Source organism: Amycolatopsis nigrescens CSC17Ta-90, from assembly GCF_000384315.1.
Taxonomy (GTDB): domain Bacteria; phylum Actinomycetota; class Actinomycetes; order Mycobacteriales; family Pseudonocardiaceae; genus Amycolatopsis; species Amycolatopsis nigrescens.
This window is the reverse complement of sequence record NZ_ARVW01000001.1, coordinates 1,648,945-1,673,798: the sequence shown is the minus strand read 5'-3', so window position 1 is coordinate 1,673,798 and position 24,854 is coordinate 1,648,945. Positions and strand designations below refer to the sequence as shown.

Sequence of the window (24,854 nt, the reverse complement as noted above, 5' to 3'; positions counted from 1 at the left end):
TGGGGGTCGAGGTGACCTTCGCGGTGCGGCTACTGGCCGAGGACGGGCACCAGCTTCGGGTCGTTCTCCAGAACCTGGATCACCAGGTGCGCGATCTCCCTGCCCGGCAGTTTGGCGATGACGCTCAGCGCGTTCGTCCGCAGAGTGGACGTTTCTCCCTCCAGCATCCACTTCCGGAACCACTTCACGCCCTCCGGGCTCACGTGGTTGCCGAGCGCCACGTCTGTCTGGTGGGCGGTCGGCTGTGTCTTGAGAACTCCGGGGTCGCCTTTCTCGACAGCCGCAAGGAGTGTTGTCCGTGTTTCCCTGTCGACCTTTATGAGGCTCGGGTGAGTGATGTCCTTGCGCCACATGTCGGCTCCTAATCCGCGCGACACGCATTGCTGAGCCCACGTCGAGACTTGTGAGGTCGGCCTCGGCGTAAGCCACTCCGAACAGCGGGGGCTGGAAGAATCAAGGAGGATCGGAAGCATGGCCGACAACGGCGACAAGCACAGCGGCGAGGGTGACAAGCAGACCGACCACCTCGGCAAGGGGTCGGATGGTCACACCACGGAAAGCGGCGAAGACAAGTGAACCTTTCCAGCCTTGATGAGCTGGTTTCGGAGTTGCGCTCGGCCGGGGATTTCCCGGCCGGGCTCGGCCCGCTTCTGCGCGACGTACCTCGCGAGAGGTTCGTCCCTGACCGGGCTTGGGCTGGTGACGATTACGAGCCGATAGACCGGACCGCCGATCCGGGCGAATGGGCGAAGGCGGCCTACTCCAATACCCAGATCGTCACCCAGTTCGACGTTGGGGTGACTCAGTGGCCGGCCATCGGCAAGCGCCCCACTTGCTCGAACTCGATGCCGTCGGCGGTTCTCGGCATGTTCGCAGCCCTCGGCGCGGAGCGCGGGGACGAGGTGCTGGAGATCGGCACGGGTACCGGATGGACAGGTGCGATGCTGGCCCACATCGTGGGGTCCACGGGTGAAGTTGTCAGCGCGGAGATCGACCCCCGGCTCGCCGGGGAAGCTCAGGAGCGGCTCAACCGGACCGGGTACCGCCGCGTCCGGGTGATCAACCGGGACGGGACCACGGGCGTGCCGGATTTCGCCCCGTTCGATCGGGTTATCTCCACGATGGCCGTGCAGCTCGGCCGGATTCCGTACGCGTGGGTGCGGCAGACCAAGCCGGGCGGAACGATTCTCACCCCGGTTCGGGCCGACCTGTCTTCCGGTCCGCTTGTGCGCTTCACCGTGCATGAAGACGGGACGGCCACGGGTCGGATGATGCCGATGGGCGTCGGGTTCATGGAACACCGGCTGGACCGGACGCCGAGCAACCCGGACGAGCTTCCGGACTGGCAGGACGACTCGGCGGAACGGCGGACGACGAAGACGAAGCCGTGGCTGATGCTGTCGGACGCGGTGTCGCGCTGGGCGCTCGCCGTGGCGCTGCCTTCGTGCCGATACGGCATCGAAGAGGGCAGGCTTGCGTGGTTCCGTGACCCGCTGACGGGCTCGTGGGCCTCCGTCGTGCCCGATGCCGGGGAGGGCCGGTTCCTTGTGCGGCAGAGGGGAATCCGCCGTCTGTGGGATGAGGCCGAGGCCGCGCACCGATGGTGGATCGAGGCCGGGCAACCCGCCGGGCCGGACTGGCTGTGGACGGTGACGCCGGATCGTCAGGCGATCGAGATCGCGTAGAAGTGCTCTTCTCCCGTGCGGAACCTGCGATAGGCGGATGTGCGGCGCGGACGCGTGTGCGACGGTGTAGCCCTCGATCTTCCCGGGCTTGGAGTCGTGATGGCGCGCTGGACCAGAGGTATCGACCCCGAACACCGCCGCGTCGTGCTCGCCGCCATGGTTGGCACCACCATCGAGTGGTACGACTTCTTCATTTACGCGATTTGCGCGGGCCTGGTGTTCGCCACGCAGTACTTCGGGGGCCTCGGCCAGAACGCGTTGATTCTTTCCTTCGCCACGATCGGCATCAGTTTCTTCTTCCGCCCCATCGGAGCGGTGGTCGCCGGGCACCTCGGCGACCGCATCGGCAGGCGGGCCATGCTGATCGTGACGCTGCTGCTGATGGGCGTCGCCACGGTGCTGATCGGGCTGGTGCCGCCGGCCGCGTCCATCGGGGTGAGCGCGCCGATCATCCTGGTCGTGCTGCGGATCCTGCAGGGACTTTCGGCCGGTGGGGAATGGGGCGGCGCGGCGCTGCTCGCCGTGGAACACGCACCGGACGACCGCCGCGGGCTCTACGGCGCCTTCCCGCAGATCGGGGTGCCGATCGGGTTGCTGCTGGCGAACGGGGTGCTCGCGCTGGTCACCGCGCTCACCACCCAGGCCCAGTTCCTCGCCTGGGGCTGGCGCATCCCGTTCCTGCTGAGCATCGTGCTGATCGTGGTCGGCCTGCTGATCCGCACCAGGGTGGCGGAAAGCCCGGTCTTCGAAGAGGTGCGCAGGACAAAGGCCCGGTCCAGCCTGCCGCTGGTCCCGCTGTTCCGGAACCACTGGCGGCTGGTGCTCGCCGGTGCGCTGCTGTTCGCGGCGAACAACGCCGTCGGATACATGACCACCGGTGGCTACGTGCAGTCGTACGCGGTCAAGACCCTGGGGGTGGACCGTTCGGCCGTGCTGATCGCGGTGATGATCTCCGCTTTGGTCTGGCTGCTGAGCACCCTGTTCGGCGGTCTGCTGGCCGACCGGTACGGCCGGATCCGGGTGTACCAGCTCGGTTTCGTCATCCAGCTGGCCTGGATGTTCCCGTTCTTCGCGCTGCTCAACACCGCGAACTTCGCGCTGATCGTGCTGGCGCTGATGCTGTTCGCGGTCGGCCTCGGCTTCACCTACGGCCCGCAGCCCGCGCTGTATTCCGAGATGTACCCGACCAGGATGCGCTACAGCGGCGCCGGGATCTCCTACGCGATCGGCGCGGTCCTCGGCGGCGCCTTCGCACCGACCATCGCCGAAGCACTGCAATCGAGCACGGGCACGGTGTACTCGGTGGGCGTCTACCTCGCCGTGGCGACCGCTGTCGGCCTGGCCGCGAGTCTCTTCGTGAAGGACCGTCCCGGTCGTCCCCTCGACGCGATCGGCGCCGGGCCCGACTGATGGTGCGCTAGGGCAGCCGGTCGCGCGCCTCGCCGTACTCGGCCACGATCCGCTCGACGATTTCGGCGGCGGGCAGGACCTCCCCGATGATTCCAGCGGACTGGCCAGCCTCGACCTTGCCTTCGGCGATATCGCCCAGCGCGGCGTCGCGCAGGGTCGAGGCGTGGAACGCCTTGCGGCGGACGTCGAGGTCGGCGGCGGACTGTTCGAGTTCGGCCATCCGCGCGGTGAAGCTGTTCGCGATGCCGCGGATCAGGCCGAGGCCGTGCCCCACGGTCCGGGTGTCTTCGACGGACGCGCCGAGCACGGCCGCCTTGTAGTCCGGGTGCACGGTGGCCTCGTCACTGGCGATGAACCGGGTGCCGAACTGGGCCGCGCCGGCGCCGAGCGCGAGCATCGCGGCGAGCCCGGCCCCATCCGCCACTCCACCCGACGCGATCACCGGCACCTCGGGCACGGCCTTGACCACCGCCCGCACCAGCACCTGCGTGCCGACCATGCCGGGCGGGGGATGGCCACCGGCTTCGGCACCAACCACGATCAGCCCGTCGACCCCGGCCTCGGCCGACTTCCTGGCGTGCACGGTCCCGGCGACCACCTGCAGGCAGCGGATTCCGGCGTCGTGGAACCGGCGGAGGTAGCGGCTGGGACCGCCCTGGGACGCGATCAGCACCGGCGGTTTCCTGGCCAGCAGCAGCTCGATGACCTCGTCCACCCCGGCCCGGTTGAGCGGCAGGTTCACCGCCCACGGTGCGTCGGTGCCGCCGGCCATCTCGTCGAGCACCCTGGTCAGGTCGGCGATGCGCATCGGGCCGGCGGCGACCACGCCGAGCCCGCCGGCGCGGCTGACCGCAAGCGGCAGCGCGGAACACGAGGAGGCCCAGGACATCCCGGCCTGCACGATGGGCAGGTCGATGCCGAGCAGCCGGGTGAGGACGGTCGGGAGCCGGCTCATCCGCCCGCCCCGGCCAGCAGCTCGCGCGCGTGCGCGGCCAGCAGGTGCTTCTGCACCTTGGCGCTCGCGGTCATCCCGATGTGCTCGAACCCGGGCACGATCCGGAGATGGCGGGGGACCTTGAAACCGGCCAGCCGCGCACTCGCCCACTCGAGCAGCTCGGTTTCGGTGAGGTCGGCGGTGTGCACGGGTTCGTTCAGCACCACGAACGCGAACGGCACTTCGAGCAGTCGCTCGTCGGGCACCCCGACGACCGCGGCCTGCCGGATCCCGGGGTGCCGGTGCAGCGCCTCCTCCACCTCGGCCGGTGCCACGTTCTCGCCGCCGACCCGGATGATGTCCTTGGTGCGCCCGGCGAACAGCAGCCTGCCCGTCTTGTCGAGCGAGCCGAGGTCGCCGGTGCGCAGCCAGCCGTCCGCGTCGATCGCCTCCGCGGTCTGCTCCGGCGCGTCCAGATAGCCCAGCATCACGTTCCAGCCGCGGACCAGGATCGAGCCCGGTTCACCCGGCGCGCAGTCCCGATCCTCGCCCAGTGCCCTGATCCGGACCTCCACCCCCGGTTCGAGCTGCATCGCACCGGAGGCCCGCACCGCGTCCTCCTCCCACCAGCAGGACTGCGCCACATTCGGCGAAGCCTCGGAAAGTCCATACCCCGCAACACATTCGGTAGCGCCGAGTTCGTCGATCACCCGCCGGATGATCCCCGGCGACGCCGCGACCCACGCGCCGCGCAGCACCAGCCGCCGTCGCGCGCGGTCCGGGTGGTTCAGCAGCATCAGCGCGATCGTGTCGTTGCCGGAGAAATGGGTGCAGCGCTCGACCTCCATCAGCCGCAGCGCTTCGGCCGGCTCGAACCGGGGCATGGTGACCAGGGTCGTCGCGTGCTGGACGGACGCGAGCACCGACAGCGTGCTGCCCGCCACGTGGAAGAACGGCCGTGCGCTGTGGAACCGGTCGCCGGGGCGGAGTCCGAGCCGCGCGCCGGAGAAGAACGCGTCGGCGCACATGCTCCGGTGGGTCAGCAGCACCCCTTTCGGCCGGGACGTGGTGCCGGAGGTGTACTGCACGAGCAGGATGTCGTCCGGTGCCGCGGTGGCCGGCGTTTCGGCGCCGCCCGCCGCGACGAACTCCGGCCAGGAACGGGCCCACGGCGGGGTTTCACCGCCGAGCACGACGACGGACTTCAGCGCGGGCAGGGTGTCCGGGCCGATTTCGGCGAGCATCGCGACGAAATCGGTGCTGAGCACCCGATCGGCGGTGAACAGCGTGCTCACCTTGGCGTGGTCGAGGGTGTAGCGGACCTCGTCCGCGCGCAGCCGGGTGTTCACCGGCACGCTCACCGCGCCCACCGAGCCCAGCGCGAGGAACAGCGCCACCCAGCGCGGCTCGTTGCCGAGGCAGAGGCCCACCCGGTCGCCCCGGCCGATGCCGTTCGCCACCAGCGCGGACCGGATGCTGGCCACCTCGCCCGCCAGCTCCGCGTAGGTGATGCGCTCGGTGGCGGTGACCACGGCCTCCACGTCCGGGGCCAGCATGGCGGCCCGGTCCAGTGCTTTGTGCACGGTGAGCGGGCACGCGGTACTCAGCTCCATCGCTCGTCCTCCTGTGTCCTGCGGGTACTGAGCGTGAACGAGTCCACCCCGTCGCGCCAGCCGCCGTCGGCGAGGCACTGCTCGATCGCGGCCATCTCGATCCGGATCCCCCGGTCGAGATCGGTTTCTCCGCCGAGGTCGACCGAGCGTTTGGTGAGCGCCATCGCCAGCGGTGGCGCCTTCGCGATGGTGCGCGCGATCTCGGCGCCCGTCTCCGCCAGCTCGTCCGGCGGGACCACCCGGTTCACCAGGCCGAGGTCGAGCGCTTCGGCCGCGGGGAGCGGGCGGTTGGTGAACAGCAGCTCCTTCGCCCGCCGCTTGCCGATCGCGCGCTGCAGCCGCTGGGTGGCGCCGACCGTGCCCCAGTGCGGCTCGGGGAACCGGAAGCTGGTGTCCGCGGCGGCGATCGCGAAGTCCGCGGCCAGCGTGATCTCCCCGCCCGAGCCGACCACCGGCCCGTGCACCAGCGCGATCACCGGACGACGGCACCGTTCGATCGCGGCGTAGGCGGCGAAGGACGCGACCCGCCTGCGCCGGACCCAGGCCGCGTCCTTGCCCACCCGCTCCTTCAGGTCGGCGCCCGCGCAGAAGGATGGCCCCTGCGCGGAAAGGAGCACCACGCGGAGATCCTCGTCCGCGTCGAGCTCGTCGAAGACCGACCGCAGCCGCAGGCACATCGGCAGGTCGACCGCGTTGCGCGCGTCCGGCCTGGCCAGCGCCACACTGGCCACGCCGCCGGTGACCTCGCAGGAGACGCGATCGGTGCTGGACATCCGGCTCTCCTCGTCAGCTGTCATCTTCAGAGCACCCCGCCGGCGCGAAGGTCCTCGATCTCGGCGGTACTGAGCCCGAGCATGTCGCCCAGCACGGCCTCGGTGTCCGCGCCGAGCATCGGCGGCGGCCCGGTGGGCGGGGGTGCCCCGCCGGCCTCGCGAAGCGGGGTCCGCAGCGCCGGGAAGGTGCCCACGGTGGGGTGGTCGAAGCCGGCCACCATGCCGCGTGCCGTGGTGTGCGGGTCTTCCAGCGCCTCGCGGACCCCGCGCACCTCGCCGACCGGCACCTCGGCCGCCCGGAGTTCCTTGACCAGCGGGTCGCGGTCCCTGGCGGCGACGGCGCCGGTGAGCGCCTGCATCACCCTGGCCCGCTCGGCGACCCGGCCCGAGTTGCCGCGCAGTGCCGGATCCGCGGCCAGCTCGTCCAGCCCCAAGACGGTACACAGTGGACGCCAATGCTGGTCGCTTCCGCTGATGTGCAGCCATTTCGCGTCCGCGGTGCGGAAGGCGGCAGAGGGCACCCGGCCGGGATGCTCGGTGCCGGTGCGGCCGGGTTCCTCGCCGAGGGCGAACAGCCTGGCCGCGTTGAGCGCCTGCAGGCTGAGCTGGACGTCCATCATGGACACATCGAGATGCCTGCCCCGCCCGCTGTGCGCCCTGCCGGCCAGCCCGGTCAGCACCGCGATCACCACCCACAGCCCGGAGGTCAGGTCGGCGACCGGGACCCCGGCCTTGGCCGGTGCCCCGTCCGGCGCGCCGGTCATCGCCATCACCCCGGACAGCGCCTGGAAAACGGTGTCGTAGCCCTTGCGGTCGCGGTCCGGCCCGGTCTGCCCGAACCCGGTCGCGGAGACGTAGACCAGCCCGGGGTTGCGGGCGGCCAGGTCCTGGTAGCCGAGGCCGAGCCGGGTCAGCACGCCGGGCAGGAAGTTCTCGACGACCACGTCCGCCCGCTCCGCCAGCAGGCGCGCGGTGTCGCGGCCGCGCGGCTCCTTGAGGTTCAGCGTGACCGAGCGCTTGCCGCGGTTGAAGGCGAAGAAGTACGCGCTCTCGCCGTGCGGGAGCCGCGGCTCGAACTCGCGGGTCTCGTCGCCGACGGCGGGCCGCTCGATCTTCACCACCGTCGCGCCCAACTCGGCGAGGATCTGGGTGGCCATCGGCGCGGCGAGCACCCGTGAGAAGTCCAGCACGGTGATGCCGTCCAGCGGCGCCTGCCCGCTCATCGGCGGAACCCCCGCATCAGCGCGTTGACGTCCTGCCCGGCGCGCATCGCCGCGTCGTGGGGCAGGTCGGCGACCCGGTAGAAGAGATCCTTGGCGGCGTGCAGGGCCCGCGGCTCGACCTCGGCCCAGCGCTGCGCGATCCCGACCGCGGTCGCCAGCACCTCGTCGGCCGCGACCACCCGGTTGACCAGGCCGTGGCCGGCGGCTTCGGTGGCGTCGAGCAGCCGTCCCGTGCTGATCAGCTCGAACGCCAGCTTCCGGCCGAGCTGGCGTTGCAGGCCGGTCATCACCAGCGCCGGCACGATCGAGTGCCGCAGCTCGGGATAACCCAGCTTCAGGTCGGTGCCGGCGACCGCCATGTCCGCGCCGATGGCGAGTCCAGCCCCGCCGCCGACCGCGGCCCCGCGCACGGCGGAGATCACCGGCTTGCGGATCCGCTGCAGCCGCCCCAGCACCGCGGCGGTGAGTTCGGCCCTGTCCAGCACCGCGTCCGGGTTGGCCGGGGTGAGCGCGTCGAACTCGGTGAGGTCCGCGCCGGCGCAGAAACCGCGGCCGTTGCCGGTCAGCACCACCGCGCGCACGCCGGGCTCCCGGTCGGCCGCCACCAGCGCCCGGTCCAGCGCGCCGGTCAGCTCGGTGTTCAGCGCGTTGAGCTTGTCCGGGCGGTTCAGGGTCAGCACGCGCACGTGGTCGCGGTCTTCGACGAGCAGCACGCTGGTGTCAGTTGTCACCGAGCTCACCGGAGTTCTCCTTGCTGGGTCAGGGTTTCAGGCGGGGGACGCGGCCGAGGAGAAGCCGGCGCGGGCGACCATGCTGTGCAACTGCCTGCCGAGCGCGGCTTCGCAGGCGCGCGACGCGCCGGCGAGCGCGTCCAGGTCGAGGCCGGTGCGCACGCCCATCGCGTCGAACAGCCACACCAGGTCCTCGGTGCACACGTTGCCGGTGAGCCCGGCGCCGTACTCGATGGTCGCCGGATGCCCGCCGACCCCGCCCAGCGCGCTGTCGAAATGCCGGCAGCCCGCGTCCAGCGCGGCCACCGCGTTCGCGATCCCGGTGCCGCGGGTGTTGTGGAAGTGCGCGATCACCGGCAGGTCGGGACGGTCGCGTTCGAGCCGCCGGAACAGGGTGGCCACCGTCGCCGGCGTGGCCACCCCGGTGGTGTCACCGAGGGTCACCGCGGCCGCGCCTACTTCGGCGAACCGCGCCACGTCCTCGGCGACCCGCGCCGGGTCGACCTGGCCCTCGAACGGGCAGCCGAACGCCACCGACACCACCCCGACCAGGCGGAACCGCCCGCCGGCCAGCGCGGCCATCTCGGCGACCCGCTCCCACTGCCGGGCCCTGGTGCTGCGCAGGTTGCGCTCGGTGTGCGTCTCGGTGGCCGAAACGAGCAGGCTCAGCTCCTCGGCGCCGGCGCCCCGGTCGAGGTCTTCGAGCGCGCGACTGACCGCCCGCGGGTTCGGGCAGGTCGCCTTGAACGCGACCCCGGGCGGCCGGGGAATCCCGGCGAGCACCTGGCTCGCGTCGGCGAACGCGGGCACCCGGTCGGGGTGGCTGTAGCTCGTCGCCTCGATGCGGGTGAAGCCCGCGGTGACGAACCGTTCGAGCAGCTCGATCTTGGTCTCGGTGGGGAGGAAGACCGGTTCGTGCTGGAGCCCGTCCCTGGCAAAGCACTCGCAGATCGTGACCGCATCGGTCAAGGCGCCACCTCCTCGTCAGTGGCTACCATGAGTACGGCAGGGCGTTGATAAAGTCAACACCTGGCGGTGCGGGTCACTCCCCGGCCTGCGCCTCCCGCTCCTGCTGTTCGAGCGACAGTGCCAGGTCGGCCAGCTTGTCAAGGGCGCGTTCGAGCACCTCGCGCTCGTCCGGCGACAGGATGCCGAGGAAGGTGGTGTCGCGGTCGTTCGCGGCGCCGATCAGTCCGGCGTAGACCTTCTTGCCGGTGGCGGTGAGGTCGAGCTGCGAAGTGCGCCCCGAGCCGGGTGTGCGGCTCACCAGTCCTCGGTCGGTGAGCTTGGTGACCACCCGGCTCATCTGGGCCTTGTCCAGGCCGGCCCGCCGGGCGAGCCGGTTCAGGGTCAGGGTCGCGTCGGTGGCGATCAGCGCGATCGCGCGCCATTCGCCGAGGCTGACGTCGAACTCGCGGCGGTAGCGCAGCGCGGCGCTCCTGGACAGCGCGGACGACGTGCGGGACAGGCGGTAGGACAGCAGTCCGGAGATGGGTACGAGGTCGTCGCCGCCCCTGCGTCGAGTCATGGCCGTATGGTAACCGCGGGCCTCCAGGTATTGACAAAGTCAACACCTGATGTCGAGACTCAGCTCGCCACCGCCGCTCGGATGAACCGGACAAAGGAGTTATGGTGCCTGACGCCGAACCCAGCACCACCGCCGGCGAGCAGGAGTCCGCGGCCGCCGTGGACCGTCCGGCCACCTACCGCCGGATCGCGCTGCGGATCATGCCGTTGCTGGTGGTCTGCTACATCGTCAGCTTCATCGACCGCACCAACATCGGGATCGCTCAGCAGGGCTTGCGCCGCGACCTCGGCCTCGGGCCCGCCGTGTACGGGCTCGGCGTGACCCTGTTCTTCGTCGGCTTCATCCTGTTCGAGGTGCCCAGCAACGCGCTGCTGGCCAGGATCGGCGCCCGCCGGACGCTGGTGCGGATCATGGCCTCCTGGGGCGTGGTCACCATCGCCACCATGTTCGTGCAGGACGAGCTGACCTTCTACCTGGCCAGGTTCCTGCTCGGCGTCACCGAGGCCGGGTTCTTCCCCGGTGCGCTGTTCTACCTCTCCCGCTGGTTCCCTTCGGCGCGGCGCACCCGGATGACCGCCGTCTTCTTCATCGGCGTGCCGGTTTCCGGGGTGATCGGCTCGGTCGTCTCCGGCGCCGTCATGCATGCCTTCGGTGGGGTCGGCGGTCTCGCCGACTGGCAGTGGTTGTTCCTCGTCGAGGGCATCCCACCGGTCATCCTGGCGTTCGTCGTCTTCCGCTGGCTGGTCGACGAGCCGGAGCAGGCGCGTTGGCTGAGCCCGGCCGAGAAGGCGGCCGTCCGCGCGGATCTCGACGAGGACCAGCGGCGGAAGAACGAGACGTCCGGGCCGGCCGAAGGGCACGGTGGGCTGCTGGTCGCCTTGCGCGACCGGAAGGTCTGGATACTGGGGCTCTGCGCCTGCGGGGCCTACACCCTGGCCAACGCGGTGTCGTTCTGGACCCCGCGCATCATCGCCGAGGCCGGCGTCGGCAACGTGCTCAACCTGGGGTTGTTCTCCGCGCTGCCGCCGCTGGCCGGCATCGTGGTGATGCTGGTCGTCGGCAGGCATTCCGACCGCACCCTCGAGCGGCGCTGGCACGTCGCGGTGAGCTGGCTGGTCGCCGCGCTGGCGATGGTGGCGATCTCGTTCTCCGGTGGGAACGTGCTGGTCGTGGTCATCCTGCTGGCGGTGCTGGCCGCCGCGCACTACGCGGGACTGACGGTGTTCTACTCGATCCCGTCGATCTACCTGTCCGAGCGCGCCGCCGCCACCGGCATCGCGGTCGTGACGTCGATGGGCTCCTTCGCCGCCGCGGTGTCGCCGTCCCTGCTCGGCTTCATCCAGGCCAGCACCGGGAGTCTCGGCCTCGGCCTGCGGATCAGCGCCGGGATCGTGCTGCTCGCGATCGTGCTGGTGCTGCTCGGGGTCCGTGCCGGAGATTTACCCGAACGCCGCGATTCCTGACCTAACGCGTGCACCGTCGGTGAGTGATCCATTTCGTAAATGTACTTTGTGGTTCAAATGGACGATTGGGCCTGCGTCCGAACGGTTCTCCTATCTACTATCGCCTTGTTTGATAATCGCTAACTTGGAATAGATCAACTATTTCCTCCTTAAAAAGAATTCCTTGACTTCGGAGTCTTGGCGACGCAGGATAATCCCCGTCGGGGTGCGGTCCAAAGGGGGGCCAACACGGCGATTCCTGCTTCTGTGGTTCGAGGAGAACTGTGGATATGGCTGAGACTGCGGCACTGCCGCGTTGGCATTCGACTTTCATCGGCATTCGTGAATCGGACCTCGACGGTGCGCTGGGCATGGTTTCCGGAAGGCTGGATGAATTCTCCGGAAAATATCTGGGCAAGGTCGCCGGTATGGCGGCGGACGAGCTGGCGGAGGCGTTGCGGGACTACGAAAGCCTGCTCACCCCGCTGCAACAGGCGACGACCTATGCCGAGGCGAAGCTCGCGGTCGACGCCGAGGACCCCGTCTCGCTCGCCCTCTTGGACCGGTGTGAAGCGCTGTGGGACTCGGTGGTCGAGCGGGCGGAGTTCTTCGAACGGGAGATCGGCGAACTGCCGGATTCCGGGGCGGCGGACCTGCTGCGGAGTCCGGCGCTCGCCGAATACGCCAACCACCTGCGGAAAGTACGGGCGGCCGCCGGGCTTCAGCCGCCGGCACCGGTCGCCGGCGTGTTCGCCCAGCTGGACCCGATCGGCGGCTGGGAACGGCAGGCAAGGAGGCTGCTCGACCGGATCGTGGTGACCGACGGCGGCGAACGGCTCAGCCTCGGCAACGCGCTGCCGACGCTGTACCAGCCCGATCTGCGCCGGCGCCGCCGGATCTGCGCGGCGATCTCGGCCGCACTGGAGCCCGAGGTGGAGCTGCGGGCCGCCGCACTGGCCGAACTCACCCGGGCGCGGATCGCCCGGCACCGTGCCTGCGGCGTGGCCGGCTGGCTGCACGAAGAACAGCTGTCGAACCAGGTGTCCCACGGCGAAGTGACCGCGCTGCTCGACGTGGTGCACGCGCAGCACGACATCGTCCACCACTACTACCAGGCGAAGTCGGCCTTGTTCGGCGGCCAGCTCACCGACGCCGACCGATATGCGCCGGTGTCCGCTTCGGCGCCGCGGTTGGACTGGCCCGAAGCCTGCGCGATGGTGCTGAACTCGTTCGCGTCACTGGGAAAGACCGTGGCGGCGGTGGCCGCCGAACTGCTCGACCGCGGCGCGGTGGACGCCTTGCCGCGCCGCGGCAAGCGGCACGGCGCGTTCACCTTCAGCATGCCCGGCGGGCACAGCTGCGTGCTGGTCAACTTCACCGGCAGCCCGCGCGACGTGCTCACCCTGGCCCACGAGCTCGGGCATGCCGTGCACGGCCGGCTCTCCGGCAGGCAGGGGATGCTGAACTTTGCGGCCCCCACGGTGCTCGCCGAGACGGTGGCACTGTTCGCCGAAGCCGTGGTGATGGAGACCTACGGCCCGCAGCTGGACGCCGCCGGCCGGCAGTCGCTGCTGGCCAGGCGGTTGGAAGACCAGCTGGTCGCGATCTTCCGGCAGGTCGCCCTGCACGACTTCGAAGCCTCCGTGCACGAACTGGTCGGTGCGGGCGAGCTGCCCGGCGAGGCCGCGTTCGGGGATATCTGGATCCGAGGGCAAGCCGCCCTGTACGGGCCGGCGGTGTCGCTGGGGGCCGGCTACCGGCACTGGTGGAGTTACGTCGACAGCTTCTTCTTCACACCGGGCACCAGGTACGCCTATGCGTTCGGCCAGCTCGCGGCGACCGCGCTGCTGGTGCGCCATCGCGGTGACCCGGCTGGCTTCGCCACCCGCTTCGAGCGGCTGCTGCGGGCCGGTGGCAGCGGACCACCGGCGGCGCTGCTCGCCGACGTCGGGCTGCGCACCGCCGATCCCGGCGGCTGGCAGGCCGGCATGTCCGCGATCCGGCGGCAGGTCGAGGAGTTCGCCGACCGCGCGGCCGTGCGTTCTTCCGGCTGATCCCTTCGGCCGGAGAGTTTCCCAATCATCTTGAGGGGAGGTGAGTCCGCCATGACCGTTACCGTTCGCGTTCGCAAGACCAGCATCGCTTCCGGCGCCGTCGAGGGCTGAGAACCGTGACTGAACCGCTGGTGGACGGGTGGTCAGGACCGTCCACCAGCGGGCAGCCGACATTTTCTTCGTTGATTAGGGGTTCTCATGGCTGAACACGTTTTGCCGAAACTCAAACACATGACACCCGTCTTCCCGGTCGACGGAACGCTCTATGTCGGCGGGTACGGGCAGGTGTCCGAAATTCCGGACGAGGACGGCGCGATCCGCCGCCTGTTCGAACTGCTCGACGGCACCAGGACGGTCGGGCAGGTGCATCGCGAACTGGCCGCGGATTTCCCGAAGGTGACCGAGGCCGAGGTGGTGGCCGCGATCGAGCAGTTCGACGAGGCCGGGTTCCTACTCGACGAAGGCGCGTCCGCGGAGGGACTGCTCGACGACTACGAACTGGCCAGGTGGGCGCGGAACATCAACTTCTTCGGCTCCTACAGCCGGCTTTCCGACAACAAGTACCGCTACCAGCGCAGGTTGCTGGACGCGCGGGTCACCCTGCTGGGACTGGGCGGGCTGGGCTGCCACCTGCTGCTCGACCTGGCGGCGATGGGCGTCGGCCACGTCCGGGTGGTCGAGTTCGACAAGGTGGAGCTGTCCAACCTGAACCGCCAGATCCTCTACCGCGACGCCGACGTCGGGCAGCCCAAGATCGATCTGGCGGTGCGGCGGGTCAAGGCGTTCAACCCCAGGATCGACATCGAGACGATCCCGCGGAAGCTCAACTCGACCCAGGACGTGCTCGAGGCGGTGGCGGACGCGGACGTGGTGATCTCGGTCGCCGACCGGCCGAAGATGGAGATCAACCACTGGGTCAACGAGGCTTGCGTCAGCGCGGGGGTGCCGCTGGTGACCGGCGGGCTGGACACCCAGCGGCTGGTCTACTTCACCATGATCCCAGGGCAGACCGGCTGCATCGAATGCTGGCGGCTCGGCGTCTTCCGCACCGACCAGGTCTCGGCCACCTTGCTCTCGGAGAAGCGCGAGCGGCAGATCGGCGGGGACAACGCGGCCTTCGTCCCGCTGGTGACCATGACGACCGGGCTGCTGCTCGGCGAGACCGTCCGGCTGCTGACCGGGGTCGCCCCGCCGATCGCCGGCGGCAGGCTGATGCAGGTGCGGTTCGACGACTACCAGTCCACCGAGCACGAACGGTGGGAGCGGTTGCCCGACTGCCCGGTGTGCGGGGACAAGGCCGCGCCGGCGGCCGCCCGCCCCGATCGGCCCGCCGCGGTCGCGGCGGGGCAGTAAAGCCGAGTGGAGCCGAGTGGAGCCACGTTCAGTTTGGGGGGAGGTGAGTCCGCCATGACCGTTACCGTTCGCGTTCGCAAGACCAGCATCGCTTCCGGCGCCGTCGAGGGCTGAGAACCATGACTGGAACCGCTGGTGGACGGCGGTCAGGACCGTCCACCAGCGGGCCTACGCGACCCTGCCTTCCTCGGAAACGGATCCGGCGGGTCGACGACTGCTGGTGAGGGTAACAGGTGTGTGGGGAAGACAAATGCCGTCGGATTGCCTGCGGATAGGTGTGATCGGGGCGGGCCCGCGCGGGCTTTCCGTGCTGGAGCGCCTCTGCGCGAACGCGGCGGCCGGTGGTGGCCGCGCGCGGCGGGTTGTCGTGCAGGTCGTCGATCCGTGCGTCGGCGGCCGGGTCTGGCGAACCACCCAGCCGTCCAGCCTGCTGATGAACACGGTGGCCTGCCAGGTCACCATGTTCACCGACGAAAGCGTGGAATGCGCCGGGCCGAAGGCGCCGGGGCCGAGCCTCTACGAATGGGCCAGGCTGGTGGCACGGAACGGTTCCCCCGGTGACCATCCGGCCGAGGTACTGGCCGAGGCCGCCCGGCTGGGGCCGGATTCCTATCCCTCACGGGTTTTCTACGGGCACTACCTCGGTTGGACACTGCGCCGGACCATCCGGGCGGCACCGCCGCGGGTTCGGATCAGGATCATCGAACGCACCGCGGTCGCGCTCGCCGACGAGCCGGGCGGCACCCAGGTGGTCACCCTCGACGACGGTGTCGAGTTGACCGGACTGGACGTCGTGGTGCTCGCGCAGGGACACCTGCCGATGCCGCCCGGCGAAGAAGAACGGCGGCTGCAGGCGTTTTCCGCGGAACACGGGCTGTGGTACTGCCCGCCGGGCAACCCCGCGGACGCCGACCTGGACGCGCTCGCGGCTGGCGGCAAGGTCGCGCTGCGGGGCATGGGGTTGAACTTCTTCGACTACCTCGCCCTGCTCACCGTGGACCGCGGCGGCCGGTTCACCCGGCGTGCCGGCCGGCTCGGCTACCGGCCGTCCGGCCGGGAACCCTTGCTGTACGCCGGTTCGCGAAGGGGAGTTCCCCATCATTCCCGTGGCGAGAACCAAAAGGGCGCGAAAGGACGGCACGAGCCGCGTTTCCTCACCGCCAGTGCGGTGTGGCGGCTGCAGTCGCGGCAGGTGGGTGGCGGGCGGCCGGAGTTCCGCCGTGACGTGTGGCCGCTGATCGCCGCCGAAGTCGAGACCGTCTACTACCACACCCTGATCGGCGAACGGCTGGGATCCGCCGCGGCCGGCCTGTTCCTCCGGCAGCGGCTCGCCGGCATGCCGGATCTGCTGACCATGTTCGGCGTCGAGGAGCGGGAGAAATGGGACTGGGACCGGATCGCCCGGCCGTGGGGGACCCGCGGGTTCGGCAGTTCCGGCGAGTTCCAGGACTGGCTGCTCGGCTATCTCCGGGCCGACGTGGCGGAAGCGAAACGGGGCAATGTCGGCAGCCCGCTGAAGGCGGCATTGGACGTCTTGCGCGATCTCCGCAACGAGATCCGGCTCGTCGTCGACCACGGCGGGCTGCCCGGTGACTCGTACCGCGATGAGCTGACGAGCTGGTACACCCCGCTGAACGCGTTCGTCTCGATCGGGCCGCCGGTCAGCCGGACCGAGGAGATGATCGCGTTGATCGAGGCGGGGGTGCTCCGGGTGCTCGGGCCCGGCATGCGGGTCGAGCCGGCGCCCGGCGGTACCGGGTTCGTGGTGAGTTCGGCGAGTGTCCCGGGATCCGCGGTGGAGGTGCCCGCCCTGATCGAGGCCAGGCTGCCGGTGACTGACGTCCGGACGACCACCGATCCACTGCTGCGCTACCTGCTGGCCAGCGGCCAGGCCAGGCCGTACGAGATCCCGGACGGAGCCGGGGTGCCGGTGGAAACCGGCGGGCTGTTCGTCACGGCACGGCCCTATCACGTGGTGGACGCCCGAAACCGGCCGCATCCGCGCCGGTTCGCCTTCGGGGTGCCCACCGAGACCGTGCATTGGGTGACCGCGGCGGGCATCCGGCCAGGGGTGAACTCGGTGATCCTGGCCGACGCCGACGCGGTCGCCCGCGCGGCGTTGTCCGGCGGATTTCGGGCCGCACCGAACTTTTCCGGACGTACGGTGTCCCGCGTCGGTTCGCAGACCTTCGAACCGACCTTGCAACCAGCGGAGGACCGCCAGTGAACCCGTCACCACGGACCGGCCTCGGTGGCCGCTACTTCCTGCTGCTCGCCGCCTACATCGTGTCGAACGCGGGCACCTGGATCTACCGGCTGACGCTGCCGCTGCTGGTGCTGCACCTGACCGGTTCGGCGTTGCAGACCGCGGCGTTGTACGCGCTGGAGTACGGGCCATTCCTGCTTCTTTCGCTGCCGGGCGGGGTGTGGGCTGACCGCTTCGACCGCAAACGACTGCTGATCGCCGGTGACGTGCTCGCCGGGGTGATCGCGCTGGCGCTGGCGATCCTGACCTCGGCCGGTGCGGCCGCGCTGCCCGCGATCTTCGTGGTGGCCTTCCTGCTCGCCTGCGTCGAGCCCGTCTACCACCCCGCCTTCCAGGGGCTGCTCCCCGACATCGTCGAAGACCGGGAACTGGACCGGGCCAACGCCCTGATGCAGTCCAGCGACCAGATCCTGAGCATGGCGGGCCCGGTGCTGGCCGGTGGGCTGGTCGCGTTGTTCGGCTACCAGGCGGCGATCTACATCGACGCCGGCTCGTTCGCGGTCAGCGCGACGATCCTGCTGTTCCTCCGCGTCGGCAAGCGACATCTCGTAGCGGAACGGGCGCCGAAGCCGAGTTTTCGCGGCGACCTCGCCGAAGCGTTCCGGTACATCGTGCGGGAGAACAGGACCCTGCTGGCCGGCAGCCTGCTGTTCACCGGTACCAACTTCGGCATCTGGCTGATCCAGGCCAACCTGGTTTACTACCTGTCCACCTACCTCGGGCTGACCGCCGCGCTGGTGGGTGTCGTGTTCGCGGCGCAGGGCGTCGGTGCCCTCGCCGGTGCCCTGCTGGCGCCGGTGGTGATCAGGCGGCTCGGCAACGGCAGGACCATCGTGTACTCGACGACGGCCGCCGGGGCGCTCACCGCGCTGCTGACCGTGTTCCGCGACGTGGTCGGGATCAGCGCGGTCTCCGCGGTGGTGTTCGCCCTCGGCTCGATGAACGTGGTCTCCTGGTTCACCCTCCGCCAGCGGATCGTCCCGCCGGCGCTGATGGGCCGGGTGGTGGCCGCGACCAGGATGCTCGCCTTCTCCAGCATCCCGCTGGCCGCGCTGGTGGCCGGCGCGCTGGAAGACGCCCTGCACAACATGTACCTGGTCATCCTGCTCGGCGCGGCACTCCGGTTCCTGGTCGGCCTCGCCGGTGCCCGTACCTCGCTGGCCCGCGGTGGACTGCCCGCAACCGCCGCGACGGCGCGGTGAAAGGCACGGGGAACAAGGGTTAGCTGCGGGACCACCGCGAGGGGAGTGGCTACCCGGGCTGGGTGCGGGTCTGCGGGTGCGGGGAGCGAAATTTTGCCTCGCGTCGCCTGCAAGGCGACCACCACCCCGACTTCGAACGCTAGAAGGCCGACGGCTCGTCGACGATCCTGGCCACCGGTTCGCGCAGCGGCTCGGGCCAAGTGGCGTCGGTGCGGCCCAGAGAGTTTGCCGTTGGCGTCGACTCCCACCCACAGACGATGCCGACCTAACGGGAGTGGCTACCCACGTCCGACGCGGGCTGGTGGGGGTGAGGGTGTGGATGCCGGACACGGCCGGATGGCTAGAAGGGTGGAGGCTCGTCGGCGGTCTTCGGTGATGGCGGCGGATCGAGCAGTGGTTCGGGTCGGGTGGTGTAGGTGCGGCCGGTGGGGGTGGTGACCGTGAGATCGGCCGTTCTTGGGTCGAACTCGAAGGCCCAGCCGGGCTCGTCTTTCAACCGGTGGTGGTGGCGGCACAGGCAGCACAGGTTGTGCTCGCAGGTGTCCCCATTGTCTGACCACGCCGTGCAATGGTCGGCGTCGCAGCGTTGCGCGGGGCGGTTGCAGCCTGGTGCTCGGCAGGTGCGGTCACGCACTCGGACCAGTTCGGCGAGATCAGCGGGCGGACGGTACCTCTTGCGGCCGATATCCCGGACAGTGCCCGATACGGGATCGGTCAGCACCTTCCGCCACACCGAACCCGGCTGGTTCATGAGCTGACGCCCGATCTCACCCGGGATCGGGCCATGACCGACCAGCTCACAGCCGTCATCGCGGATACCCAACGCGGTATCGAGCGGGATATGGATGAACACCTGAGCGGCCAAGCCTTCCCAACCCTTACCGAGCAGCAACTCCGCCAACACATCCGCTCGAAGCTGGTCCATCGTCCGGGTTTCATCGCCACCGCGGAGCTTCCGGGCGAGCATGTCGATGCGGGCATACACGGCGGTCGCGATTTCGACCGGAAGGTAGGCCCACAGTGAGGCCATCGCGTCGGGCTCGTGGTGCAACTCGACCCGCCGCTGCTTCCTGCGGGCTTCAGCCCGCGCCCGCTGCCCCTCCGGATCGAGACTCGCCACCACCCGAGTCACCGTTTTCCGCCAGTTGCTCGGATTCTTCTCACCAATCCGATCGGCCAAAATCTCATCGGCCTGACGGGCCAATTCATCCGACAACACCGCCACACCATCAAACGCCTGACGCGCCTTCTCGATATCCAACTCGCCCTCAGTCATCGCCGCCAGCAAACACGGCATCCGGGACACCAGCGCTTTCGCCAAGGCTACCCGGGTTGCGGTCGTTTCACGGGACAGCCGCAGCTCCGGCGCCAGCTCGTCGGCGACCCACCGCGCACCACCGCGGGCCCGGCTGACCTGCGCGATCGCGCGGGCTTGCACCGCCTGCATACGACAGATCGCCCGCCGCGCCGAGATCACCACCCCCACCGCCTGCGACACATCGAGCCGCTCAATCGACGCCGCATTCATCGACGACAACCAATCCGGCGGCAACATACTGAAATCAACATACAACATGCGAACCCCCGTAGTTTGAATGTACCTCCATAATACCGCCGAACCCCGACAAAAACCGGCCACGTCCAAACACGAAAGAGGGAAAAGCGCGGGCCTCAGCCCGTCCAGCTGATTCGGTCGAACATTTCCCGCAGCTTCGCCGCGCGGGCCGGGCTGGACGCGCCGGCCCAGCCGATCCGGCCGAGCAGGTGGGCGCGGAAGTCGGGGTGGCCGTGCCGGTTCTGCACGCCGGGGCCGGTGCGGGCGCAGTTGTGCAGCAGGGCGCGCAGCTCGTCGTACTCGGCCCTGGCGATGGCGGGGGAGGAGTTGACCACCAGCCCGGCGACGCGTTGCCGTTGGTGTGCGGCGGTGACGGAGGTCTTCGAGTCCCGGATCCGGAAGCCTTCGTCCCGTGCGATCGCCCGGACACCGGGCAGCAGCCGGTGCAGCGGCAGGCCGGTGTCACCGGAGAAGACCAGATCGTCGGCGTAGCGCGTGTATCGCGCGCCGAGTACGTTGGCTAGCCCGGCGAGCCGCCGGTCGAGATGATGGGTGACCGCGTTGGCGACCGCGGGTGAGGACGGTGCACCCTGCGGCAGGTGGGTCGCGGCCAGGTTGTTCAGCAGCCGCGTCCGCGCGGAGTCCCGGCGCCCGTCCGGCGCGGCGGTGAGCACGTCGACCGGGGCGGCGGTGGTGAGCATGCCGGCCAGCGCGCCGGCGACGGCCTCCGGATAGCCGGCGAGCAGGAGCAGCGACCGCAACCGGCGGGCGGACACCGTGGGGAAGAACCCTTCGAGGTCCATCCGGACCACGAGGTCACGGCCGGCGTGCGGTGCGGCGCAGGTCATCGCCGAACGGCCGGGCCGGAACCCGTGCGCCGCCTCGTGCACCGGCAGCGCGTCGAGCACGTGCCGGCGGAGCCGGCGCTGGAGCTCGGCCAGCCGTGGTTTCGGCTGCTCGATCAGCCGGATCCCGCCGGACGCGGTGGGGATCCACCGGTACCGGTAGTGCCGCAACGGCCCTGCCGCCCGGCGGTTCCAGCTCTTCGCGTCGGCGAACCAGCTCAGCTCGTCCGGGGTCAGGTCCAGTGCGGCCGCGCATTCGTCGAACGTGGTCCAGCGCGCGACCGGCCACCGCCATACCGGCAGTGGCCCGAGGGGCGACGCGGAGGTGACCTTTTCTCCGTTCATCCGCGCGGTCTTGTACGCGAAGCGTGCCGCGTTCGCGCGGGGCGCGATGCCTGCGTGTCCTCGTGCTCCCCGGGGTTGCCCCGGAGTGGGTGGTGTTCCACCTGCTCACCTCCGCGTCGCTCGGCCCACTCTAGAGATCTCGCCGCCCGGGACCTGTCCCGGGCATCCGGCCTTAACGTCCGCGACCTAGCCGAGCAGAGGAGTTTGGATGGGAATGAGAGCGTTCGCCGTGGCCGCGATGATCGCGGCGGCGACGATGACCGGGCAGGCATCGGCGGCCGAACCGGTCACCGGGGCCGGACTGGAGTGCACCAGGCACGTGTCGGGGCAGGTGGACGCGCGGTCCGCCGAACCGGGGGACGTGGTCTGCATCGACGGCCCGCTCCAGGCGGACCGGCTGGAGATCACCAAGGGCGGCACCCCGGAGAAGCCGATCACCTACGCCGGCAACGGGAAGTCCGTCGGCGGCATCACGATCGAAGCGGACAACGTGATCGTGGACGGCTACCTGATGGACAAGCCGGAGGCGCCGGGCATCTGGCTGGAAGGCAACAACGTCACGGTGCAGAACAACACGGTCACCAACCCCCGTGACGGCGACGGCGACGGGCTGCGCTTCTTCGGCGAGGACCTGCGGATCCTGAACAACAAGATCAGCGGGACCAGCAACGACAACGGTCACGCCGACTGCATGCAGACCTACGCCAGCGACACCCCGCCCAGCAAGAACGTGCTGATCGAGGGCAACCGCTGCGAGCGGATCGACAACATGTGCCTGATGGCCGAGGGCCCGAACGACGGTGAAGGCGACGGCGAGGGTCACACGTCGGACTTCACCATCAGGAAGAACTTCTGCGAGACGCTGGAAGCCTCGCAGAACCTCATGTTCGAGGACGTGCAGAACCTGGTCATCGAAGGCAACGAGTTCGCCGGCGACCCGGTCAAGGCGATCGGGCTGGACAAGGGTTCCACCGGGGCGCACGTCGGTTTCGACAACGTCAAGGGCCCGGAGATCGAGTATCTGGTCGGCATCGACGAGAGCTCCAAGCCCGGCTACGTGGGACCCGAGCCCGGCGGCGGCCCCTGACCCTCGTGAGTGAAAAGTGTTGTTCCGGCAGCACTTTTCACTCACGACCATGACAGCGTCCGGATCGCCCCGTCCTCGGGCCGACCAAGATCGCCCCGCCGGTGGTTCACCCATTGCGGTGGCTGATAGCTTCCACACGTGCATCTCGTTGGCGGTCGCTTGCGCCCGGTTAGGTTGATCACCGTGCGCTACCACGCATGGGTACCCCTGAACGAGTGAGCATGTTCGACCGATGGCCATCTGGGGGTCGTATCGCGTTGCCTCGGCGGTCACCGGCGTCATCACGGAGCGGCCTAGCCTGCTGATCCGCTCTTGGTCGCCGGCCCGCGGGTGTGCCGGCGGATCCGGTTGGTCCTGGTGGTGGGCGATGTCGGCCCGAGAAGCTGTGGAGCGCTGTGAAACGAGTGAAAACCGGTCCTGGGACGAACCACCGGACCATCCGGTCGCGCTTGACCGGTGTGGTCGTGGTGCCCAGCGTCATCCTGTTCGTGATGTGGGCCGTGTTCTCGTCCTACACCGTGTTCGACGGGTTCTACGTGCGGGCCGTCGCGGTCGGTGTGCGGGAGGCGTCGATCCCCGCGGTGAACAGCTTCGTGGCGATCCAGAACGAACGCCAGCTCACCATGATCAACCTGAGCCGCCCGGCGGCCGACACGGCGATGCTGCGCGCCCAGCAGGCGGAGACCGACCGCGCGGTGCGGGAGATGAGAGCGGCGCTGGACTCGCTGTCCTCCAGCGCCCCGCCCGAGATCCAGCAGCGGATCCAGCGGATCAACGACCTGCTCGCCCAGCTTCCACAGCGCCGTGCGCAGGTGGAGGCGCGCAGCGTGCCGAAGAACGACGTCTACGGCTACTACAACGGCCTCGTCGACGCCGGAACCGCGCTGTTCGACACCCAGGCCAGGGTGGTGCCGGACGCGCCAGCCGGTCATGCCGGGGTCACCGCGGCGGAGCTCTTCCGCGCCGCCGACCGGATGTCACGGGCGTCTTCGCTGGCATCGGGCGCGCTCGCGGCTGGCCAGTTCACCGTCGACGACCACCTCGCCTTCGCCGAGCTCGTCGGGGCATACCGCGCTTCGCTGGTCAGCCTGGTGCCGGTGGCGACGGATCGGGTGAAGGACGCCTACCAGGGACTGCGCGACGGTGAGTCGTGGGCGAAGCTGAGCCGCTTCGAGAACCAGCTGATCACGGCCACGCCCGCGCCCGCGAACCCCGGCCGCGGTGGCAACAACAATCCGCTGCCGGTATCCGAGGTGGACTGGCTTTCGGTGAGCGGGCAGGTTTCCGGGTCACTCATCCAGCTGGCAAAGGACCAGGCCTCCGACGGCGCGGATCTGGGCCTGCAGCGCGGAAACGACCAGTTCCGCCAGGTGATCATCGGCAGCCTGGTCGCGCTGCTGGTGGTGATCGTCGGCATCGTGCTCGCGGTGCGGATCTCCCGGCGGCTGGTCAACCGGGCGCTGCTGACCCGGCTGGCGGACCTGAAGGACGACGCGCTGCGGATGGCACACGTCCAGCTGCCCGACATCGTGGAACGGCTCCGGCAGGGCGAGCGGGTGGACGTGCAGGCCGAAGTCCCGTCGCTGCACTACGGCCGGGACGAGATCGGGCAGATGGCGGACGCGTTCAACGCGGCGCAGCAGACCGCGGTCGCCGCCGCGGTGAAGGAAAGCCAGGCCCGCGAAGGGGTGAACCGGGTGTTCCTCGGTATCGCGCACCGCAACCAGGGCCTGGTGCACCGGCAGCTCAAGATCCTGGACCGGATGGAGCGCGAGGAGGAGAACCCGGGGAACCTGGACTCCCTGTTCCAACTGGACCACCTGTCCACCAGGGCCAGGCGCAACGCGGAGAACCTGATCATCCTCGCCGGTGAGCAGCCCGGCAGGCAGTGGCGGAAACCGGTGCGGCTGCTGGACATCCTGCGGGCCGCGGTCGCGGAGACCGAGCAGTACGCGCGGGTACACGTGCACCCGGTGCCCGATGTCGGCCTGATGGGCGCCGCGGTCGCCGACACCATCCACCTGATCGCCGAGCTGGTGGACAACGCCACCTCGTTCTCCCCGCCGCGCTCCCAGGTGCAGGTCTATACCAGCATCGTGGGCAAGGGCGTGGTGGTGGAGATCGAGGACCAGGGCCTCGGGATGAGCGCGGACGACCGCGCGCAGGCGCAGGAGATGCTGGCCAACCCGCCGGAGTTCGACGCGATGGCGGTGCGCGGTGACTCGCGGCTCGGCCTGTTCGTGGTGGCCAGGCTGGCCCAGCGCCGGGGGATCAGGGTGGAGCTGCGGGACTCGCCGCAGGGCGGCAGCAAGGCCATGGTCTACCTGCCGCTGTCGGTGGTGGTCACCACCGTCTCCGAGGACACCGATTTCGACACTTTGACGCAGCTGCCGAAGCCGCGTTATCGCACCGGCCAGACCCGGCAGCCGTCCCCCGGTCCCCGGAACCGGGGCGACGAGCCGGAAAGCGCGGCGGCCGGCTGGGCAGCGGCCGGACCGGAGACAGGGCGGCAGGACGGCGAAATGGACAACCCCGGCGGTGACGGCCGGTCGGCGAGCGGGCGCGCGGCGGACGACCGGCCGAAACTACCGCGCCGCCGCCGGCAGCAGCACCTGGCGCCGCAGCTGTACGAGGAGTCGGAAAGCACGCGGTCGGAGCACGCGGACGAGGGCGCGCGCACCGCGGAACGAGTGCTGGACACGGTGTCGGCCTTCCAGCGCGGCACCAGGCAGGCCCGCCAGGCCGACAACCGGGCCGACAACCATGCCGACGAACATGCCGACACGGACCGGACGGCCAACCCATGAC

Annotated in this window: 19 protein-coding genes; 9 read left to right on the top strand and 10 right to left on the bottom strand. The window is 69.8% G+C overall.

The features are described from left to right. Positions 1-29 precede the first annotated feature (29 nt). Positions 30-353: a hypothetical protein gene (locus tag AMYNI_RS48875; RefSeq protein WP_157357282.1), complete on the bottom strand. Its 324-nt coding sequence runs from the start codon at positions 351-353 to the stop codon at positions 30-32. A gap of 219 nt (positions 354-572) precedes the next feature. On the opposite strand from AMYNI_RS48875, the gene AMYNI_RS0107640 reads away from it, so the two are divergent. Then, positions 573-1,685, top strand: coding sequence for a methyltransferase domain-containing protein (locus AMYNI_RS0107640; protein WP_020667407.1), 1,113 nt, complete (start codon positions 573-575; stop codon positions 1,683-1,685). A 99-nt stretch (positions 1,686-1,784) separates the two neighbouring features. Further along, the gene (locus tag AMYNI_RS0107635) at positions 1,785-3,095 is read left to right on the top strand and encodes an MFS transporter (RefSeq protein ID WP_020667406.1); all 1,311 of its coding nucleotides are present in this window, start codon (positions 1,785-1,787) and stop codon (positions 3,093-3,095) included. A gap of 7 nt (positions 3,096-3,102) precedes the next feature. On the opposite strand, the gene AMYNI_RS0107630 is transcribed toward AMYNI_RS0107635, so the two are convergent. The 7 genes from AMYNI_RS0107630 to AMYNI_RS0107600 all read right to left on the bottom strand — a co-directional run bounded on the left by AMYNI_RS0107630 (position 3,103) and on the right by AMYNI_RS0107600 (position 9,897). Continuing rightward, on the bottom strand, positions 3,103-4,050 hold the full coding sequence (locus AMYNI_RS0107630; protein ID WP_020667405.1) for an NAD(P)H-dependent flavin oxidoreductase: 948 nt from the start codon (positions 4,048-4,050) through the stop codon (positions 3,103-3,105). Next, positions 4,047-5,642, bottom strand: a complete 1,596-nt coding sequence (locus AMYNI_RS0107625; protein WP_020667404.1) for an AMP-binding protein — start codon at positions 5,640-5,642, stop codon at positions 4,047-4,049. The genes AMYNI_RS0107630 and AMYNI_RS0107625 overlap by 4 nt, the downstream gene beginning before the upstream one ends. Continuing rightward, positions 5,633-6,439, bottom strand: a complete 807-nt coding sequence (locus AMYNI_RS0107620) for an enoyl-CoA hydratase/isomerase family protein (RefSeq protein WP_245573896.1) — start codon at positions 6,437-6,439, stop codon at positions 5,633-5,635. The genes AMYNI_RS0107625 and AMYNI_RS0107620 overlap by 10 nt, the downstream gene beginning before the upstream one ends. Before the next feature lie 2 nt (positions 6,440-6,441). After that, a complete protein-coding gene (locus AMYNI_RS0107615; RefSeq protein ID WP_020667402.1) occupies positions 6,442-7,638 on the bottom strand; it encodes a CaiB/BaiF CoA transferase family protein in 1,197 nt (398 codons plus the stop codon). Continuing rightward, on the bottom strand, positions 7,635-8,378 hold the full coding sequence (locus AMYNI_RS0107610) for an enoyl-CoA hydratase/isomerase family protein (protein WP_020667401.1): 744 nt from the start codon (positions 8,376-8,378) through the stop codon (positions 7,635-7,637). The genes AMYNI_RS0107615 and AMYNI_RS0107610 overlap by 4 nt, the downstream gene beginning before the upstream one ends. A 27-nt stretch (positions 8,379-8,405) precedes the next feature. Beyond that, positions 8,406-9,338, bottom strand: a complete 933-nt coding sequence (locus tag AMYNI_RS0107605; protein WP_020667400.1) for a hydroxymethylglutaryl-CoA lyase — start codon at positions 9,336-9,338, stop codon at positions 8,406-8,408. Positions 9,339-9,411: 73 nt separating this feature from the next. Beyond that, complete coding sequence (locus AMYNI_RS0107600; RefSeq protein ID WP_020667399.1) at positions 9,412-9,897, bottom strand: MarR family winged helix-turn-helix transcriptional regulator; 486 nt, start codon at positions 9,895-9,897, stop codon at positions 9,412-9,414. 101 nt (positions 9,898-9,998) lie between these two features. Between AMYNI_RS0107600 and AMYNI_RS0107595 the strand changes: the two genes are divergently transcribed. The 5 genes from AMYNI_RS0107595 to AMYNI_RS0107575 all read left to right on the top strand — a co-directional run bounded on the left by AMYNI_RS0107595 (position 9,999) and on the right by AMYNI_RS0107575 (position 18,214). Next, positions 9,999-11,360 (top strand): MFS transporter, encoded by a 1,362-nt coding sequence (locus AMYNI_RS0107595; protein ID WP_020667398.1) that lies wholly within the window; start codon positions 9,999-10,001, stop codon positions 11,358-11,360. A 269-nt stretch (positions 11,361-11,629) separates the two neighbouring features. Continuing rightward, positions 11,630-13,393: a M3 family metallopeptidase gene (locus AMYNI_RS0107590; RefSeq protein WP_020667397.1), complete on the top strand. Its 1,764-nt coding sequence runs from the start codon at positions 11,630-11,632 to the stop codon at positions 13,391-13,393. A 231-nt stretch (positions 13,394-13,624) separates the two neighbouring features. Continuing rightward, positions 13,625-14,746 (top strand): HesA/MoeB/ThiF family protein, encoded by a 1,122-nt coding sequence (locus AMYNI_RS43940; RefSeq protein WP_020667396.1) that lies wholly within the window; start codon positions 13,625-13,627, stop codon positions 14,744-14,746. A 250-nt stretch (positions 14,747-14,996) separates the two neighbouring features. Continuing rightward, the gene (locus AMYNI_RS0107580; RefSeq protein WP_051116282.1) at positions 14,997-16,973 is read left to right on the top strand and encodes an FAD/NAD(P)-binding protein; all 1,977 of its coding nucleotides are present in this window, start codon (positions 14,997-14,999) and stop codon (positions 16,971-16,973) included. Beyond that, on the top strand, positions 16,970-18,214 hold the full coding sequence (locus tag AMYNI_RS0107575) for an MFS transporter (RefSeq protein WP_020667394.1): 1,245 nt from the start codon (positions 16,970-16,972) through the stop codon (positions 18,212-18,214). Before AMYNI_RS0107580 ends, AMYNI_RS0107575 begins: the two co-directional genes overlap by 4 nt. Before the next feature lie 340 nt (positions 18,215-18,554). On the opposite strand, the gene AMYNI_RS47975 is transcribed toward AMYNI_RS0107575, so the two are convergent. Continuing rightward, complete coding sequence (locus AMYNI_RS47975; protein WP_020667393.1) at positions 18,555-19,790, bottom strand: HNH endonuclease signature motif containing protein; 1,236 nt, start codon at positions 19,788-19,790, stop codon at positions 18,555-18,557. Positions 19,791-19,885: 95 nt separating this feature from the next. Next, a complete protein-coding gene (locus AMYNI_RS0107565) occupies positions 19,886-20,959 on the bottom strand; it encodes a reverse transcriptase family protein (protein WP_020667392.1) in 1,074 nt (357 codons plus the stop codon). A gap of 208 nt (positions 20,960-21,167) precedes the next feature. On the opposite strand from AMYNI_RS0107565, the gene AMYNI_RS0107560 reads away from it, so the two are divergent. Continuing rightward, positions 21,168-22,046: a right-handed parallel beta-helix repeat-containing protein gene (locus AMYNI_RS0107560; protein WP_245573894.1), complete on the top strand. Its 879-nt coding sequence runs from the start codon at positions 21,168-21,170 to the stop codon at positions 22,044-22,046. 458 nt (positions 22,047-22,504) lie between these two features. Next, positions 22,505-24,853 (top strand): sensor histidine kinase, encoded by a 2,349-nt coding sequence (locus tag AMYNI_RS0107555; RefSeq protein ID WP_342667783.1) that lies wholly within the window; start codon positions 22,505-22,507, stop codon positions 24,851-24,853. The last annotated feature ends 1 nt before the right edge of the window (position 24,854 follow it).